This window comes from Chryseobacterium sp. KMC2 (assembly GCF_016756935.1).
GTDB classification, from domain to species: domain Bacteria; phylum Bacteroidota; class Bacteroidia; order Flavobacteriales; family Weeksellaceae; genus Chryseobacterium; species Chryseobacterium rhizosphaerae.
On sequence record NZ_JAESIT010000002.1, the window covers coordinates 339,007 to 358,560 of the forward strand.

The 19,554-nt window shown below is 37.6% G+C and carries 15 protein-coding genes; 5 read left to right on the forward strand and 10 right to left on the reverse strand.

Annotated features, from left to right (window positions below):
- Window positions 1-87 precede the first annotated feature (87 nt).
- Entirely contained in the window at window positions 88-2,718 is a 2,631-nt protein-coding gene (gene cphA / locus JML65_RS04040; protein ID WP_202269989.1) for a cyanophycin synthetase, read from the forward strand.
- 79 nt (window positions 2,719-2,797) lie between these two features.
- Here the strand turns inward: cphA and JML65_RS04045 are convergent, their stop codons facing one another.
- The 10 genes from JML65_RS04045 to JML65_RS04090 form a co-directional block, all read right to left on the reverse strand.
- A complete protein-coding gene (locus JML65_RS04045; protein WP_084083848.1) occupies window positions 2,798-3,256 on the reverse strand; it encodes a hypothetical protein in 459 nt (152 codons plus the stop codon).
- 174 nt (window positions 3,257-3,430) lie between these two features.
- A complete protein-coding gene (locus JML65_RS04050) occupies window positions 3,431-3,943 on the reverse strand; it encodes a MepB family protein (protein ID WP_202269990.1) in 513 nt (170 codons plus the stop codon).
- Window positions 3,944-3,994: 51 nt separating this feature from the next.
- On the reverse strand, window positions 3,995-5,173 hold the full coding sequence (locus JML65_RS04055) for a hypothetical protein (protein ID WP_202269991.1): 1,179 nt from the start codon (window positions 5,171-5,173) through the stop codon (window positions 3,995-3,997).
- A gap of 97 nt (window positions 5,174-5,270) precedes the next feature.
- A complete protein-coding gene (locus tag JML65_RS04060) occupies window positions 5,271-6,104 on the reverse strand; it encodes a type 1 glutamine amidotransferase (RefSeq protein ID WP_047491022.1) in 834 nt (277 codons plus the stop codon).
- A 33-nt stretch (window positions 6,105-6,137) separates the two neighbouring features.
- Window positions 6,138-7,256: a carboxylate-amine ligase gene (locus JML65_RS04065; RefSeq protein WP_047491020.1), complete on the reverse strand. Its 1,119-nt coding sequence runs from the start codon at window positions 7,254-7,256 to the stop codon at window positions 6,138-6,140.
- Between the two features lie 31 nt (window positions 7,257-7,287).
- Window positions 7,288-8,241 (reverse strand): RimK family alpha-L-glutamate ligase, encoded by a 954-nt coding sequence (locus tag JML65_RS04070; protein WP_202269992.1) that lies wholly within the window; start codon window positions 8,239-8,241, stop codon window positions 7,288-7,290.
- 162 nt (window positions 8,242-8,403) lie between these two features.
- Window positions 8,404-9,117 (reverse strand): alpha/beta hydrolase-fold protein, encoded by a 714-nt coding sequence (locus JML65_RS04075; protein ID WP_202269993.1) that lies wholly within the window; start codon window positions 9,115-9,117, stop codon window positions 8,404-8,406.
- Window positions 9,118-9,152: 35 nt separating this feature from the next.
- Window positions 9,153-10,358 carry an acetyl-CoA carboxylase biotin carboxylase subunit family protein gene (locus JML65_RS04080; protein ID WP_202269994.1) on the reverse strand — a complete coding sequence of 402 codons (1,206 nt, stop codon included), beginning with the start codon at window positions 10,356-10,358 and terminating at the stop codon, window positions 9,153-9,155.
- Window positions 10,359-10,499: 141 nt separating this feature from the next.
- Window positions 10,500-11,915 carry a leucyl aminopeptidase family protein gene (locus tag JML65_RS04085; protein WP_202269995.1) on the reverse strand — a complete coding sequence of 472 codons (1,416 nt, stop codon included), beginning with the start codon at window positions 11,913-11,915 and terminating at the stop codon, window positions 10,500-10,502.
- Window positions 11,916-11,919: 4 nt separating this feature from the next.
- Entirely contained in the window at window positions 11,920-13,041 is a 1,122-nt protein-coding gene (locus JML65_RS04090; protein ID WP_084084881.1) for an alpha/beta hydrolase, read from the reverse strand.
- A gap of 206 nt (window positions 13,042-13,247) precedes the next feature.
- Here JML65_RS04090 and glgB point away from each other — a divergent pair, with 206 nt between their 5' ends.
- The 4 genes from glgB to JML65_RS04110 all read left to right on the forward strand — a co-directional run bounded on the left by glgB (window position 13,248) and on the right by JML65_RS04110 (window position 19,476).
- Entirely contained in the window at window positions 13,248-15,194 is a 1,947-nt protein-coding gene (glgB, locus tag JML65_RS04095; RefSeq protein WP_202269996.1) for a 1,4-alpha-glucan branching protein GlgB, read from the forward strand.
- A gap of 2 nt (window positions 15,195-15,196) precedes the next feature.
- A complete protein-coding gene (locus JML65_RS04100; RefSeq protein WP_202269997.1) occupies window positions 15,197-16,603 on the forward strand; it encodes a glycogen synthase in 1,407 nt (468 codons plus the stop codon).
- Between the two features lie 337 nt (window positions 16,604-16,940).
- Window positions 16,941-18,209 carry a glucose-1-phosphate adenylyltransferase gene (locus JML65_RS04105; protein WP_202269998.1) on the forward strand — a complete coding sequence of 423 codons (1,269 nt, stop codon included), beginning with the start codon at window positions 16,941-16,943 and terminating at the stop codon, window positions 18,207-18,209.
- A gap of 226 nt (window positions 18,210-18,435) precedes the next feature.
- Window positions 18,436-19,476: an SRPBCC domain-containing protein gene (locus JML65_RS04110; protein ID WP_047490999.1), complete on the forward strand. Its 1,041-nt coding sequence runs from the start codon at window positions 18,436-18,438 to the stop codon at window positions 19,474-19,476.
- Window positions 19,477-19,554: the final 78 nt, after the last annotated feature.

Sequence of the window (19,554 nt, forward strand, 5' to 3'; positions counted from 1 at the left end):
TTAAATCTGCTATAGTTTCGTTTAGGGTTTTACATTATCTTTGGCTATAAAAGGAGTTATTGTTAACTGTTAAAATGCCAATAGACTATGAAAATCGAAAAGATTCAGGCACTGCGTGGTCCTAATATCTGGAGTATCAGAAGGAAGAAACTGATACAGATGAGATTAGACCTTGAAGAAATGGAGAATTATCCGACCAATAAAATAGATGGATTCAGGGAAAGGATTGAAAAATTAATCCCATCGTTGATGACTCACAGATGCTCAGAAGGAGTGGAAGGAGGTTTTTTCCATAGGGTGGAAACGGGAACCTGGATGGGGCATGTCATAGAGCATATTGCTTTGGAGATCCAAACGCTGGCCGGGATGGATGTTGGCTTCGGAAGGACCCGTGAAACCAAAACTCCGGGAGTATATAATGTGGTTTTCAACTATATTGAGGAAAATGCAGGAATTTATGCGGCTGAAGAAGCGGTAAAAATTGCTTTGGCCTTAATAGAAGGGAAAGAATATGATATGAATGCCTGTATTCATAAACTGAAAGAGATCAGAGAGCGTGTTCGCCTAGGTCCTTCGACCGGGAGTATTGTTGAGGAAGCAGCTTCCCGAAAAATTCCGTGGATCAGACTGGGAACCAATTCTTTGGTTCAGCTGGGCTATGGAGTAAACCAACAGAGATTTCAGGCGACTATTACAGGGAAAACAAGTTCCATTGCTGTAGATATCGCATGTAATAAAGAGCTCACCAAGAGAATGCTTCATGATGCTGCTATTCCTGTTCCTATCGGAGATCTTGTGATAGATGAAGAAGATTTACATGCTGTGATCAAAAAAATTGGCTATCCTATTGTTTTGAAACCGCTGGATGGAAATCACGGAAAAGGATCATCAATTAATGTAAACGATTGGGAATCTGCTAAAATAGGACTGGAGCATGCTCAGAAATACTCCAAAAAAGTAATTGTTGAAAAATATATTACAGGCTATGATTTCAGGGTGCTGGTTATTGATAATAAAATGGTTGCGGCCGCAAGAAGAGTTCCTGCTCATGTGGTGGGAGATGGTGAGCTGAATATTCATGAGCTTATTGAAAAAGAAAATAAAGATCCAAGAAGAGGATATGGCCATGAAAACGTCCTTACTGAAATAGAAGTAGATAAAGATACTTTGGAATTGCTTGAAAAGCTTCAGTATACCCTTGAAACCATACCTCAAAGAGGAGAAGTAGTATATCTGAAATCAACGGCAAATCTTTCAACAGGAGGAACTTCAATAGATGTTACCGATATGGTGCATCCGGAAAATATCACAATGGCTGAAAGGATTTCTAAAATCATAGGCTTAGATGTCTGTGGTATTGATATTATGGCGGAGAATCTTACCCAGCCTTTAAAGGAGAGTGGTGGTGCAATTATAGAAGTAAATGCAGCTCCCGGGTTCAGAATGCATTTGGCGCCAAGTGAGGGATTGCCAAGAAATGTAGCTGCTCCTGTAGTAGATATGCTTTATCCTCAGGGGAAACCTTTTACAATTCCGATTATTGCTGTAACGGGAACCAATGGAAAGACAACAACAACCAGACTTATATCACATATTGTTAAAAGCAATGGCCATAGGGTAGGTTTCACTACTTCGGACGGTATTTATATTCAGAATACCATGCTTTCGAAAGGAGATACTACAGGGCCGCTTTCTGCAGAATTTATTTTGAAAGATCCTACCGTAGAATTTGCTGTTCTTGAAACTGCGAGAGGAGGTATCCTGCGTTCCGGGCTAGGTTTTTCACAATGTGATATAGGAGTGTTAACCAATATCGAGGAAGACCACTTAGGAATGAATGATGTTCATAATTTAAGAGATCTTACCAAAGTAAAAAGAGTCGTTCTGGACAGTGTGAAAAAAAGTGGCTGGAGCGTTCTTAATGCTGATAACGAATATTCCATGAAGATTGTCAATGATCTGGACTGTAATGTGGCTATTTTCAGTATGAATGAGAACAATCCTCATATCGTTAAGTTTGCGAAGGAAGGAAGAATTACCTGTGTATATGAAGAAGGCTTTGTAACGATCAAAAAAGGTGACTGGAAGATCAGAATTGGAAAAGCGAAAGACTTTCCTATTACGATGGAAGGAAAAGCCAGATTCATGATTGAAAATGTATTGGCTGCCAGTTTGGCGAGTTATCTTCACGGTTTTGGAATTGAAGATATTTCAAATTCTTTAAGAACATTTATTCCGAGTGCACAGCTTACTCCGGGACGATTGAATGTTTTTAAATTCAAAAACTTTAAAGTCCTGATTGACTTTGCCCATAACCCTTCAGGCTATGAAGCTATTGAGGATTATCTGAAAAATGTTGAATCTACCAAGAAAATAGGAATTATTTCCGGGGTTGGAGACAGACGGGACAGTGATATTAGGGAATGTGGAAAGATTGCCGGAAGAATGTTCGATTATATTATTATCCGTAATGAAAAACACCTTCGTGGAAGAACGGAAGAAGAGATTAACGGACTTATTATAGACGGTATTAATGAAGCCGGTAAAGACGTAAGTTATGAGATTATTCCTAAGGAAATTGAAGCATTGAAGCACGCTATGGGAATGGCTGAGGAAGGAACGTTTATTACGGCCTTAAGCGATGTGATTTCTAACGCTATTGATCTTGTACAGGAATACCAGGCAAGAGAGTTGCTGGAAGATAATAATAGCTTTTAAATAGAATTTTGTTTTTAAATAAACTTAATAGTTATTCAAAATAAAAAAAGCCTTCGAATTTTTTTCGAAGGCTTTTTGTTTATAGATTTTCCCAGGTTTTCCTGATCTGTTGCATTTTTACAAGATAGAAATACAAAGGAATAAGCTCCAGTCTAAGTGTAAAACTAATATTTGGTATGGTAAACGGAATAATAAACATCATGATAGAACAAATAGCAATACCTGCAATTGCATCAATGATGGCAGCCTGCGGCGCCCATTTCTGCTCAAACCAAAGTCCGTAAGCAACAATACCTTTATAGATTAATAATAAGCAAATCAAAAGTCCGGTCATTGAATAGGGATGGTTGGCGTTAATCCCATATAAAGACAGAGTCGCATGGTTCATAAAAAAGCCTGCCAGCAATATAATGGCAGCGACTACGCCTCCTATTAAAAAGAACCATAAAAAGATTTTAATCCATACAGGTAATAAACTTCTTCTGGATATAAAAGTGTTCTTTGTGTCAAACTCTTCAAAAGTTGATCTTTCCTCCATTGTATATTAGTTTTTAAATATCTGTTAATTGGGGTTTAGCCCATAATTTTCCCGCCAAATATACAACAAACGGATCTCTGATTTTAAATTTTCACCAATGCTATTTCCGAAAAACCTTTTAGTAGTGTACATTTCAATGTAATTTTTCTTTCTGTTTTCAACTCCAGAAATGACCTATCCTACACTAAGGGTACATTCAATATTCAACAAGAGCTTAGCCTGCTGAAGCATTTTCATTTTATCACTAGAAAGCTCCATAAAGTAAGCAGTCTGCCAAGCCTGAGTTTTTTTTGCCTGTTGACTTTCTGTAACATCCCAAGCAGGATATACCCTGATTCCCCGTTTGCCAAGTTTTTTTCCTTCAGATAGGATTCCTTTTTCTGACAGACTCTTTTTTGGAAAAATAAATATTCCCGAAAAAGAGTCTTTAAAACTAGCAATCAGATAAAAATCAAAATTGTCATTCAGCTCAAAAGGAGTGGTTTCTCCCTTTTCATTTCTTTTCCAGAGGGTTACAAACTGCCCAGTTTTGGTAGGTGTTATTTTGGAAACACGAAATTTTATTTTCAAATGATTGGCCATAAAATTAAAGCCCGAATATTCTTTGCATTCCGGATCTTCTTCAATCGCTGAACAGACCAAGCCAAGGGACTGTAGCATGAGATCTTCAAAGGTTTTTATATTCATTGAGTGGTTCTAAGTTGGAGTACTGAAGTTGATGAAAAATAAGGATGAGTCCTACCCAAAAAAAGCATTGGAACTCCCAATCCAAATAGCATCTTTTTTGTTGAAGTCTACATTCACCATTGCTGCTTTGGTCATTCTCCCCAGATTTTCCAGAAGAATAGGGCGTTCATCATTTTCTCTCCAAATATACAGTAACCGGATCTCTGCTTTTGAAAACTCACCGTTGATATCTTCAAAAATAGGTTCATAGCTTACTTTTCTCTGTAGAATATAGTTTTCTTTATCCTCAATAGCCTCGGTAATCTCTTTCGTGGGATTCAGATTCACCCCACTTCCTGCAAATGAAAATAAAGGCTTCAATACAAAATCTTCAAGATTTTCATGTTGAGGAAACTCATGTAAAAAATAGCTTTTAGGAACAAACTGATGTTGTAGCAGTGGAAGAAGGTACTTTGATATTTTAAAGAACCAGTTGGGATGTGTGATCCATTTTACATCCACTTCTTCACGGAAATCAAATTCTGTATTAAGATTAGGAATTCTGTCCAGTTCATCAAAAATAACACGATTGTAGATCCTTTTAATTTCTGTCAGTTTTCCATTATTTTCATAATACAGCTTTTTGCCTACTTTCTTTACTTTTGTAAGGCAAACAGTTTTTATTCCCAGTAATTTCTCTGTCAGAGCAAAATCTATGGCCGTTTTTTGCTTTTCGGGAAAAATTTCCAATAGGATTACATTTTCAGGGTTTTCATTACCTACGATCAGTTCCTTCAGGAGACTTTTAAAGGTTTCGTGAGGCATTGGGTTTCTGATCTCCGAAAGAAAAGGGTAGACTTCACAAAATGCATCCTCAAAAGTTTTCTGAAAAGCATAAAGTGAAGGAAATGCCTGCAGCTCAATAAGCTGAGGTTCTATTTCTCCATTTTCACTTCTGCAGACTCCAAAATCTATGGTGAAAAAATGAGGTCTGTCGGTATCATTAGGAACTCTGCAGTTTTCAGGAATAGCTTTTCTCAGAGTTTCTGCAGGAAGTGCATTGATCTGGCTGATGATGCTTTCACTGGCATTAATAAGCTGGGTTTCAAATTCTTTGGAAAGAATAATTGGGCTTTCTGAAATCCTGAAACCCGGCTCTACACCGCCTTTTTCTTTTAAAATATCTTTGAGCTTCCGGTATTTTTCTTCTGAAAATTCCTGATTAAACTGTTTTCTGTATTTTGGGATCATATTTTTTCTTTTGTGATGTTAAAAAATCGAGCATGTATGCCCGATTTATGTATGGTTTAACGACTCATGTGAGGTCACATTCATGTTGTTTATTCTTTTAAGCCAAAGATTCAGTCTTATTCAAAATATTTTTTTTTGCAAACTGAAGAAACCTTGGAAGGATCTGGTTTCTGGTTAAGATGATTTTGTCTTCATCATCTATTCTATCCATTGTTTCAAGATATTTTTCCATTCCGAAGTTTTCGATCATGGCTTCTCTGTTTTTATCATCTTTCAGATTTTCTATCAAAGCTTCAGGACTGGCTTCAGGGTGAAACTGGGTTCCGAATATTTCATCTGAAAAGCGAACAGCCATTATAGCTCTTTCTAAATTGATATGGGGACGTGACTTTTCTATAGCAACGATTTTCATACCCAATTTTTCAAAACGTTCATGATCCGGTTCAATAAACTGGTAGGCTCTGGAGTCTACTGCATAAAAAGGATCTTGAAGATTTTTGAATAAAAATTCCTCTTTACCTTCTTTTGTTTTATGAACAGGCATGACTCCGAAAGAATAGGATTTTCTTTTACAGATATTGCCCAGGTTCCAATGAATACTTGCCAGCTGAAATGAATGACAGATCAGGAACAGGTATTTTTTATCCTCGTTATCCTGATTATGCTCAAAAACAGCGTCTAAAAATTGAGCAAATCTGTTTTCCCATTCAAGACCTTCTCTGTGTGGGTTACCGGGACCGCCTGAAGAAATGAAGATGTCAAAATCTCCAATTTCCGGCATTTCATCTTTAAACCTTACATCAAATGTCTTTATGACTACATTTTCTTCAGAATTCTGTTGGAACGTTTCAGAAATTTCTTTTATATTTCTAAAGCCTTGATTGACATGGTTGTTATTCATATCCAGCAGAGCAATTCGAATATCTTTCATTACATCATATTTTTTGTAAAGTTACCAAAAATATTATGAAGCAGGCTGACCGTGTGTGATGCCATATTCTGTTTCTGAGATCATATAATCTACCACTTTCGTCAGATCGCCTGTTTCCTTGAATATTTGAAGTTGTCTGTCTGCACCGGTTCCGTTTTCCAGAATAGTCCAGGCATATTCAACTTCATTTCTGCATCCTAAATCATCTACTACATCATCAATAAACTCTAAAAGTTCTTTTAAAAGATGAGGATACGGAACAGATTCTTCTTTTCCAAAATCGATCAGATGTGCTTCAATACCGCTCTTGGAAGCCCTCCATTTATTTTCATTCAAAAGCAGCCTTCTATAACTTCGGAAACTTAGATTCAGTTGATGGAGTTTGTAAATCTTAGCAACCAGACACTGCATAATGGCAGCAAGGCAGACTGTTTCGTCAATCCTTAACGGCATGTCACAGATTCTGAATTCTATGGTAGGGTAGAATGGGTGAACTCTTAAGTCCCACCATATTTTCTTGGCATTATCGATGGTTCCGGTTTTAATCAGAAGATCTACATAGCTGTCGAACTCGGCCAAAGAATTAAAATAACTGGGAATACCCGTTCTTGGAAATTTGACAAAAATTTCCTGTCTGTAAGATTTAAAACCTGTATTTCGTCCAATCCAGAATGGAGAGTTGGTAGAAAGAGCATACACATGGGGAAGGAAGTACCGCATGACATTCTGTATTCTTACTCCCTCTTCACGGTTGGGAATTCCAATATGTACATGTAGACCGAAAATAAGGTTTTCACGGGCAACATCTCCCATGTCATCAACAATTTTGATGTACCTCTCGCCCTGAGTGATGGTATTTTCTGACCAATGGGAGAAAGGATGTGTCCCTCCTCCGGATACCCGCAATCCCTGTTCATGAGCGGTATTAATAAGATGTCTTCTTAGATTCGTCAGTTCGGCCCTTGCTTCCTGGATATTCTGACAAATTCCTGTCTCCATTTCAATCATAGATTCGTGCATTTCGTGCTTTAAGTTTTCACTTAAAACCGCTTTGCCCCCTTCAATGATTTTTGAAACGTGCGAAATAAGATCCCTGCTTTCAACATCAATGATCTGATATTCTTCTTCGATTCCAATAGTAAATTGATGCATTTTATTGTGTTTTTTTATTTCTTTTTCAACGTTATTTGATTGAATCCTTCACAAAGGTTCCCCAGGTAATATTAGGTTTTCCCGGAACATATTCTTTAGCTTTTTCTACGGCCAGTTTTGCAGCATGTTCTATAATCCAGGCAAAGTTTTCTTCTCCTACAGAATTTCTGTCTGCATCCGGAGCCGGATTACAGAAATCAATAGCATAAGGAATACCGTCTTTTACTGCAAACTCTACTGTGTTGAAATCATACCCTAGTGCTTCATTCATTTTGATGGTATAATCATGAATGGTTTTTAGTAATTTTTTCAGCTCTTCGCCCTCAGTCTGATGAGTGGTAGCATATCTCAAATGGGGTGCATTTCTGGGTTCATAAGGCATGATATGAACATATTTTCTTCCCAAACAATATACTCTGTAATAGTCGTCGAAAATGATTTCCTCCTGAACCATCATCACCAGCTGCTCTGTTTCTCCCAGCTTATTCCAAAGATCATCAGGGTTTTCAACTCTGTATACATTTTTCCAGCCGCCACCATCGTGAGGTTTCATATAGGCAGGGAAACCAACATAGTTAAAAATATACTCCCAGTCATGAGGAAACTTAAGGTTTCTGAATGAGGTTTCCGATGTATTGGAAGGTCTTTCATGGGAAGGCAGTAAAACAGTCTTTGGAAGGGGGATTCCCAATTTGATCATCAGGGCATTGTTGAAAAATTTTTCATCAGCACTCCACCAGAACGGATTGTTGATTACGTACGTCCCGTTAAGTGCGGCATTTTTCAGGTAAGCTCTGTAAAAAGGAACATCTTGTGAAATTCTGTCGATAATCACTGCATACCCATAATCTGCACCTTGCTCCAGTTTATCAATGGTTACAGGCTCAGCTACGATCTCTCCGGCACCCAGTTCATTTACCTTGTCTATGAATGCCCAAGGGAATGTATCTTCCATGCCGAATAGAATTCCTACTTTTTTTGTCATAATTTTTGTTTTTTTAAAATTGGTGTATATTTTTTCTATTGTATCATGCCTAAAGCCCCACCCATTAATCTTTGATTTGACCCTTCTCCGGAGGAGTTGAGTATCACGTCTTTAATTGTGATTTTCAGGGAGGTTAAGGCTTTGTGGTTTATAAATCATTATTTAAGAGAAATAAGCACTTATAAATGTAGGAAAGACCATTCTCCATAACGGCCAGTCGTGTCCTATCCATTTTCTTTCGTCATACCAGAAGTCTATGCCTTTTACCCTTAGGATTTCTGCCATTTCAATATTCTTGTCTTTGCAGATATCCTGATCGGAAGTGCTGAGGACAATATGCATATGTTTATACTTCCAGGTCTCATCATTTCTTATAAACTCCCTAGGGCAGTTGAAATACACTAAATCATCAGAATATCCATCCATAAAATTTCTTATGCTGAAAGCTCCCGAAAGACAGAAAAGATGAGATACCACATCAGGAAATCTAAAAGCAAAATTAGCGGCGTGGTAGCCTCCGAAACTTGCTCCGGCTACTGCTACCCGATGGGTTTTATGGAGTTTCTGAATGTAGGGAACAAATTCTTTAATGAGGAACTGTACATAGCGTTCATAATTTCTTATTCTCTGCTGTGGAGAAATATTTTCATCATAAAAGCTCCAGCTGTCGATGGTCTGGATATTATACAATTTTACTTTTCCCTGTTCTACAAACCAGTTGATACTTCCATTGAGATGAAAGTCATGGTTCTGGGTATATTGGCCCTGAGATGTTGGAAACATAATGATAGGATGTCCGTAATGTCCGGTTACTTCCACTTTAAGGCTTATTCCCAGTATATTTGAATAATACTCCGTATGTTCTATATGAGGCATTGATAAATTTTCTTTAATGATTATGTTTTAATTGCTCAGCTTCTTACTTTTGGAGGTAAAATATTGAGCATTTCGGCCTGGATCTTATCGGCAGCACTGTCCAATCTTTCCTGTATGATTGCAGAATCATTGGATTTGTATACAATTCCGACGTGATGATCTATGGGGAGAAACTTCACGACTTCTTCACATTCAAAATTACTGTAGTTGGGTTCCTTATCTTTAATCAAAGCAATGATTAACCCCGAATAATATCCTGTAGGAGGAGAAATGGTATAGGATTTATCCCTTAAAAGAGCATCCTCAATTTTGGCCCATTCTCTCCAGATATTGATATTGCTTGATGCTTCCACCAAATCAGGAATGTGTGCTCCACCCACTCTGGAAGAGGTTTCCAGAAAATACCATTTTTTGTCCTCTTTTCCTCTGATAAACTCCGTATGGGTTGCCCCATTGAGCAGACCGAAATTAGAGAGAACTCTGGCATTGATCTCCTCAAGAGCTTTAAATTCTTCTGAATATCTTCCTAAGGTTTTAGACCTGAATACCCCTCCTTCATGAGAAACCTGCATAGGAGGAGCCAGATATTTTGATGCCGAGGTAAATACAATTTCTTTATTAAAAGTGAGGCTGTCCACATGATAAACATCTCCGGGTTTAAAACTTTCCAGTAGAAAAAGATGACGCTCTTCTCCGAGAAGGTCTAAAGCTTCATGAAGCTGTTCCTGGGAGGTGATCTTTTTAATTCCCGATGCAGAAGCTTCTGATCGTGGTTTTAATACCCATGGAGCAGGAACTCTTTCTACAAAGCTATTTACCTCATCATCATTGAAGACCGCGGTAAACTCAGGAACACTGATTCCCGAATCTTTCGCTTTCTGCCTCATAGCCAGTTTATCCCTGAAATAACGGTGGGTGGTCTGTCCCATTCCCGGAATACGAAATGTTTCCCTGATCAGGGCCGCCTTTTCCACGTCATAATCGTCAAGAGCTACTACAGCATCTACTTTTCGCGTTTTCATCAGGTGTGAAAACCCCTGTATTAAATGCTCAAGATTCCATACTGAGGGTTTTAATTCCGGCATATAGAAGGTTTCCTCAATAGCATGCCAGGGCCAGTTTTTTTCTTTAAGATTTTCTGATGTAACTAAGATTATTTTATTACCGAGCGCTTTCATTTCGTCCATGAAATCGTAACCCTTGTAATAGCACGAAATACATACAATAGTTTTCTCCTCCATATAATGTTTTTTTAAGTTTAGTGAATTATCAAAAATAAAAGCAATTCTTTGTTGTTTGATTAATATCAAAAATTGAAATATGCTGAACTTTTGAGAAACCTCTACTCAAGTATACAGAGTTTTTTTTAAAAAAACTAATTTTTAATGATAATTTTCGATTAAATCAGCCAACAATTGAACCCCAAATCCGGTAGCTGCTTTTTCCTTAGCATATTTCACATTTCCAAAGGCTACTCCGGCGATATCTAAATGAGCCCAATTAGGGTGGCCCTCAGTGAATTGCTCTAAGAATTTCGCGGCAATAATACAGTCCCCGATCGGCTTCAGAGAGATGTTTTTCAGGTCTGCTACATCAGACTGAATGTCGTCTTTCCAGATGTCCCAAAGTGGAAGATTCCACAGCCTTTGATTGGTATGATCTCCTGTCTTTATTAAAAGATTTTTCAGGTCTTCATTATTGGAAAATAAAGCACCACAGGTATCCCCGAACATCCTTACGGAACTTCCCGTGAGCGTTGCCAGATCAATCATACAATCAGTTTTATAATTCCTGGCCAGATAGGAAAGTCCATCCGCAAGGATCATTCTTCCTTCTGCATCAGTATCGATAACTTCAATTGTTTTTCCGTTGTATGCAGTCACTACATCACTTGGAAGTAAAGCTTTTTCAGAAACAGCATTATCAGTGATTGGAAGAACGGCTATGATATTGACGGGAAGCTTCATTTCTGCAGCATAGATCAGTGTACCCAAAACGGCCGTAGCACCGCCCATATCCGATTTCATATAGTGTAAATTGGCGGAACCCTTGATGGAAATACCTCCTGTATCAAACAATACACATTTTCCTACTAAACCGATGGTTTTAGCATTTTTAACGGTAGACTTATATTCTAAAATAGTGAAAGCTGCATCATAAGCACTTCCCTGATTGACTGCCAGATAAGCTCCCAAGCCTAATTCCTCACACTTTTTTCTATTAAAAACAGTGTATTTTAACCCTTGTTTTTTGGCTAGGTTTTTAAGATATGCACTGAAAATATCAGGCTTTTTCAGATTGGCAGGTTTATTCAGCCATTCCTGACAGGCGGTCTGCCCGTTGCTTAATGCCTCTGCTTTTTGGCCAATGTGATCTAATGTTTTTTGGCTTATATTTTCAAAGTGAAGTTCGAATGCCGGGGCCCAGAATGTATGTGTTTTTTCAAAGGGATAATTGTAGGTGCCTATTAGCAATCCTTTTACAAATTCCTCACATTGTTTCTTATTTATGAAATCTGCCACTACTAAGGTGGGAACAGCTAATAGTCTTTCTTTTTGTGCCTGAGAAAATGTATTTCCTACCTGCTGTACTTCAAAATCCTGAAGAGAGGCTTTACCCAATCCTATGAAATAAGTAATGGTTTTCTCATCCGTATGGATAAAAGTTTCGTATTTCTTTCCGGTAAAAAAGGTGCTTATATTTTTATTGAAATTGGTATTGGATTTTGCCCATTCCTCTTCTGTAAACAGTTGAAAAACCTGGGTGTAATTCTTATTTTTTTTATGGATTAATTTCATAAACTTAATTTTTAATGCTTTGTTGCTGAGGTTTTACCTCTACAGGGTTCTCAGTATTGTCATAGAACAGCCATTCAATAGCTCTGGGGAACTCCTGCGACCAGTAAAATTCATTGTGGGTACCTTCAGGGTTAATATTCGTTCTGAATTCAAAATCGAAAAGATTCTTTTTTTCCCACCTTTTTAAATATTCTTCAAAAATATGGATTCTTTTTACCATTTTGGAGCCTTCCTGACCACCGCCGTACAAATATATTTTTGTTTTAAACGGAACCCTGAAATTCATCATAGGAAAGTTATTATTAGGCTCTACCCAAAGAGAAGGAGAGAAGATCAGCAGTTTAGAATAGACTTCGGGATAAAGAAACCCACTGTAAATACTGATAAGAGCTCCCAGTGAACTGCCACCGATGCCGGTGTTATCCCTGTCTTTTTTTGTGCGGTAATTTTCGTCTACAAAAGGTTTTAAAGTATCCGTGATAAAGCGGATATATTTTTTGCCTTCAGAGCCGTTGGCAATATTATCATTGTCAAAAATATATTCTTTAATCCTGTCTTCACTTCCATGTTCTATAGCAATGATAATAACGTCACCCCGCCCATATTCAGCAAGGATAGATAGTTTTTTGTCAATTTCCCAATTTCCGAATCCACTTCCTTCATTGAAGAGGTTCTGTGCATCCTGAAGATACAGGACCGGGTAGTTTTTGTTGGTAGTATGGTAATCGAAAGGCAGTAAAGCCCAGATCTTACGGTAACGGTCAAGCTGAGGAATATAGAATTCTTCAGAAATCACTTCTGCTATAGGAAAAAATTCTTCTTTGAAAGGGCCCCAGTTAAATCTCCATTTTTCTACAATGTCAGATGTTTTTCCCGCTGTTTTTTTTACCTTACGGTTAGGTGAGATATTTCCATATTTATCAAGCTCTACATTTTCCCATCCTCCCTTTGTGAATTTGTATTCAATTTCATCAGGAAGAGAAGAGGAATCAAGTTCTATAAAGTAATTATGAGGATCCACCTGCTTAAGCTGGTAGTTGTAGTCCTTAGGATTCCATTTATTGAAGTTTCCTGTAACAAATACCGGTCTGTCATCTTTTTCTTCGATGTAAAGTTCTAATCTGATCATATGTGTTTAATTGATAATTATTTAGTTTCTAAATTTATAAAAAAGATTGTTTTAAATTCATAAAAAAATGAATAGAAAAGTGATATATTTGATAGATGTGCGAATGAAGAATCTTAGATTGACAATAATTTGATTAATAATTAACCGCTGTTGTCGGTATTTTTCGTAGTTTCAAAGAAAATATTAAATACAATCGGACCTTGATGAATTCTGTTAAAACCTATACACTTTTTACTGATCATGATGTGTATCTTTTCAAAGAAGGTAGGCATTATAAGCTGTATAGTAAGTTTGGGTCACATGCTGCGGAAAAAGATGGAGTGAAAGGAATTTATTTTTCGGTCTGGGCTCCCAATGCTAAAAAGGTTTCTGTAATAGGAAACTTTAATAACTGGAACCATAAAGATCATATTCTGTATCCACGATGGGATGGCTCAGGGATATGGGAAGGTTTTATTGAAGCATTATCCTGGGGAACTCTTTATAAATATGCTGTTGAAACAGCAAGAGGTGAAATTTTAGAAAAAAGTGACCCTTATGCATTAAGCTGGGAACAGAATAAACAGGCCGCTTCACAGATCTCTACTACCTGGTATGAATGGAATGATCAGGAATGGATGGAAAGCCGCTGGCAAAACAACAGCCTGAAAGCTCCCTTATCCGTTTACGAGATACACCTGGGATCATGGTTGAGGGATGAAAAATATCCTGACCGGTTTTTAAACTACCGGGATATTGCAAAAAAGCTTGTTCCTTACGTCCTGGAAATGGGCTTTACCCATGTAGAGTTTATGCCGGTTATGGAGTATCCGTACGATCCGAGTTGGGGATATCAGATTACCGGTTTCTATGCTGCAACTTCCCGTTTTGGTTCTCCACAGGACCTGATGTATCTTATTGATGAGCTTCATCAAAATGGAATTGGGATTATCATGGATTGGGTACCCTCACATTTTCCGGGGGATGCTAACGGGCTTCACCGTTTTGATGGATCATATCTGTATGAGCATGAAGATCCGAGAAAAGGTTTTCATCCCGACTGGAAGTCCTATATTTTTAATTACGGAAGAAATGAGGTTAAATCTTTCCTTATTTCCAATGCTATGTTCTGGCTGGACCGTTATCATGCTGACGGATTGCGTGTAGATGCGGTAACTTCAATGCTTCATCTGGATTATTCCAGAAATGAAGGAGAATGGGAGCCAAACATATATGGGGGTAATGTTAATCTTGAAGCAAAAGCCTTTCTTCAGGAGTTCAATACAGCTGTTTATAAAGAATTTGGAGACCAGATCATGACCATAGCTGAGGAAAGTTCAGATTTTCCTATGCTTACTAAGCCTGTTCATGATGGTGGTGTAGGATTTGGAATGAAGTGGATGATGGGGTGGATGCATGATACACTGGATTACTTCAAGGAAGATTTTGTCAACAGGAAATTCCATCACCATAAGCTCACCTTTGCTTCCATGTATATGTATAATGAAAATTATATGATGCCGTTGTCACATGATGAAGTAGTGCATGGTAAGGCCAGTCTGATATATAAAATGAGGGGAGATGAGTGGCAGAAGTTTGCGAATCTTCGTACCTTGTATGTCTATATGTTTACCCATCCGGGAGCAAAACTGCTTTTTATGGGAGATGAATTCGGACAGACCAGTGAATGGAATTTTACCCAAAGTCTGGATTGGCATTTACTGGAATATCCAGTTCATAAAGGATTACAGAGGCTTGTAAAAGAGCTGAATCATTTATACACCACAGAATCGGCCTTGTACGAAAGCCAGTTTGATAAAAGCGGTTTTGAATGGGTGGAAGCTGATGATCTTGAAAATTCGGTATATGTATATCTGAGGAAAGGAAAGAGAAGAGATGATGTTTGTATGGTTATTTTAAATCTTGCTCCACAGATATTGGATTACAAAATAGGAATTCATACAGCAACGCATTGGGAAGTTGTTTTCAACTCCGACGATGAGAAATATAGCGGCAGCGGAGTAGATGCCGAAATTCTGGATCAGAAACATGAGGAATGGATGGGGTACCCGGAATCATTAACGGTAAAACTTCCTCCGTTGGCCGGAATTATCCTTAGGCAGAAAAAAGATAAAAAGTATAAATTACATAGAATTAAACATAAAAGATAAAAATGGTTGTTTATCATTTAAGTACAGAATGCTATCCTGTAGCGAAAGTAGGAGGTCTGGCGGATGTAGTCGGGGCACTGCCGAAATATCAGAACAAAATAAAAGGAGTAGAAGCTAAGGTTGTAATGCCGTGGTATAATAAATCTTTTGTCTATGATCATGAATTTGATATTGTTTTTGACGGATTTATTCATCAGGGGGAAAATATGCTTCAGGTTCAGATTATGAAAGAGAAGACCAATGTGTTGGGATTTGAGCTGTATATGGTGAAGATTCCAGGGCTATTGGATAGAGAAAATCCTTATGGATATCAGGATGAGAGTTTTCAGTTTCTTGCCTTCCAGCAGGGGATATTGCATTGGATGTGTGCAATGAAGATCCGTCCGGATGTTCTGCACTGCCATGATTACCACACCGGACTGGTTCCTTTTATGATTGAACACTGTCCGGAATTTCAGTTCTTGCAGGGAGTAAAGACCATAGGAACGATTCATAACGGAGAATATCAGGGTATGATGAGATGGAGTATGGCCAATTATATACCTTCTTTTGATGCTTATAAATGGGGGCTGATGGATTGGAACGGACTGATTAATCCTCTGGCCAGTATGATTAAATGTTCTACGGCTTTTACTACAGTTTCTGAAGGGTATCTGGAAGAGCTGTTTATCAGCTTCCGTGGACTGGAAAGCCTGGTGCGTCAGGAATTTGGTAAAGCATATGGTATTATTAACGGTATTGATACCGAAGTCTGGAATCCTGAAACGGATCCTATGCTGGATTTTAATTTTAATATCAAAAATGCAGTTGCCCAAAAGAAAAAAAGCAAAGAAAAACTGTGTAAGGAATATGGCTTAAAGCCTGAGCTGCCTTTGTTTGCCTTCATTGGTAGATTTGCTACGGAAAAAGGAGCAGATTTGCTGCCGGATGTTGTTTGGAAAAGCATTAAACAGAGCTATGGAGCCTTAAATATTATGATTCTTGGATCCGGAAACACCTATATTGAAAATAAACTGAAAGAGTACGAATATACTTATACCAATTTTGCTTTGGATCTGGGATATAAAGAACATCTTTCCCATAAGATCTATGCATCAGCAGATTTTTTACTTATGCCGTCACGTGTAGAGCCCTGCGGACTGAACCAAATGTATTCTATGAGATATGGAACAGTTCCTGTCGTAAGGTATACCGGAGGACTCAGAGATACAGTGGAAGATATTTCTACCGGCGGAGCAGGACTGAATTTTACCTATCCCGGAGTAGATGATATCGTGCATGCGATGAATAGGGCGATGGGAATCTATAACCAAAAAGGCGTTATGAAGGAACTTATTCATGCCAATATGAATTTTGACTTTTCATGGGAAAAATCTGCGGAGAAATACATAGCTTTATATAACAACTGATATGATAAGAATTTTTCTTGTTATGTCTCTGATAATAGCTCTTGTTTCCTGTAAAGTAAAAAACACTAATGCTTTTTTAAAAGAAAATACTACAGCTTAGGACAGCTCTTATTATACGATTGTAAGTTATTAATTACCAATAAAACCTTGAGAGTACAGCTTAAAAAGTGTAATATTGAAATTGACAGAATTTATAAGGACGTAAAGCAGTTGAAGGGTTCTGCAAACCCTATAGGGGTATGATGAGGAGAACAAGAGAATTAATTGTTGTACAGTATGGGTAGACACCAAAGAAAGGACGATAAAAATTTAATACAATAAAAAACGCAAAATAGTTATGAATCGAAACGTAATCTCCATTGTTTTAGGAGGCGGCAGAGGGACAAGATTATTCCCGTTAACGTATACAAGATCAAAACCGGCAGTTCCTATTGCCGGAAAATACAGGCTTGTAGATATTCCTATTTCGAACTGTCTGAATTCGGGATTGAATAAAATTCTGGTCTTAACTCAATTTAATTCAGCTTCACTGAATTCACACATCAAAAATTCTTTCCATTTTGATATTTTCAGCAAAGGATTTGTAGATATCCTGGCTGCCGAACAGAATGTAGAAAATGAAAGCTGGTATCAGGGAACGGCAGACGCCGTACGTCAGTCTATGAAGCATCTTGAAAAATATTATTATGACTATATTTTAATCCTTTCAGGAGATCAGCTTTATCAGATGGATTTCCGGGAAATGCTGGATTTTCACATTGAAAACGGTGGTGATCTTACCATCGCTACCATTCCTGTGAATGCCAAAGATGCCACCGGTTTTGGGATCTTAAAATCTGATGACGAAGGAAATATTACTTCCTTCTATGAAAAGCCGGAATATGGTATGCTGGACGGGCTGAAATCTGAAGTTTCGGACGAAAATAAGCATAATGGGAAAGAGTTTCTGGCTTCTATGGGAATTTATATTTTTACCAAGACCATTCTCAAAAAAATGTTTGATGAAGGTGCCGGAGATGATTTCGGAAAAGATATCATTCCAAGTTCAATAGGAAAATATAAAACGCTCAGCTATCAATATGAAGGTTACTGGACAGATATAGGAACAATAGAGTCTTTCTACGAAGCCAATCTGGACCTTTGTCAGGATCTTCCACAGTTCAACCTTTTCTCATCTTCCCCTATATACACCAGGGCAAGGATGCTTCCGCCATCAAAAATCAACGGTTCTTATGTAAGCAAAGCAGTATTTGGAGATGGATGTATCATTATGGCTGACAAAATTGAAAACTCTGTCATTGGAAACAGAACGAGAATAGATAAAGGAAGTACTATTGTGAATTCTTATGTGATGGGAGCAGACTTCTATCAGAATACCACAGAAATAGTTCTGAATGACAGGAAAGGACGTCCCAATATGGGAATAGGAAAATATTGCTATATTGAAAAGGCAATCCTGGATAAAAATTGCTATATCGGGGACAATGTAAAAATCATAGGAGGAAAACATCTTCCGGATGGAGATTATGAGACCCATTCTGTACAGGATGGTATTGTAGTCGTGAAAAAAGGAGCTGTATTGCCTCCGGGAACACATATAGGATAGAAAGAAGAATGAAACTCGAAGAGAGAATTTATTGAAACTGAAAAATAGCTAATGCTTACTTTATTGAAACTTTAAACGGTATTTTTACTATAAGCATTGTTAGTAACTGTCGGTCAGACAGTGATTTCCATCTTTCTGTAGTCCTTGATAGGTTAATTATTGTTAAACATACAACTAGAGTGATCAGCATATTGGTCACTTTTTTTATTTGTATTACTTTTGCGTGATGCGTATTTTTAAGATCTTAGCTTTTATTATTGTTCTTTTAGGAGGAGCTTATGCTGCCTCCATGTATTATTTTGTGGATGAGAGTAAAAATTTCACCATTGAAAAAGAAGTTGATTACCCTATAGATAAGGTCTTTGGACAGTTTAATAATCTTCAGCACTTTACGAGATGGAACAATTATTTCACCAGTTCACAGTCTATGGATATAGATTATTATATGCCTTATGAAGGACAGGGAAGTGCGATCAGCTATGTAGATCCTAAGAATGATACTGATGGAGAAATGTTCATCCGGTATGAAAATCCTAATAAGACGTTGAAATACCAGCTTTTTGAAGATGAAAATGAAAATCCAACCCTGGTAGATGTTAAATTTAAGCCTGTATCAGCTGAAAAAACAAAAATCATATGGTATGTGCATACCCCAAAACTTTCTGTATGGAAAAGAGTGGGGAATTTTTGGACGGAAGACAGATTTGCTGAGAACATTACCAAAAGTATGGTGAATTTAAAGAATGTTCTAGGAAATAAGGTGGAGAAAGACAATCAGATGGCTGCCATAAAATATGACAGTCTGATGGTTGAAAACGAAGAAGATAAGCTGCTTCTGGGTGTCAATGTGAGTACCTCCAACAAAAAAGATGCGCTTTACAAGAATATCGTTATGAATTATAACAAAATGTATAATTTCGTAACGATGGACCTTGGGAAAAAAGACGATGAATTCGGGTATCCTATCTTAATGACGGATGCGGATAACTATAAAGACAAAGAAGTTTCTTACTTTTTGGGGATCCCACTTTCTAAAAAAATTGGAGTGACAGACAATAATTTCAACTTCAGAACTGTAAATCCGTCCCAAAATTATGTGATGTACTATAAGGGGAGCTATGACGGCAGAATTAAGGCCATTCAGCAGCTGATTCAGAAAGCAAAGAAGGATGAGATGCGTTTTGGGGATATTCGTCAGACTTTCATTGAACGTCCGATGGAAGGACAGGAGGTGAACATGAAGCTCTCATTATCAGTCTTTAAATGATTTTTTTTTTCTTAATTTTTTTTAACGGTTTGAGACTGTTCTAAGTCGGTTTTTTTTATTAAATTTGAAGATTAATTC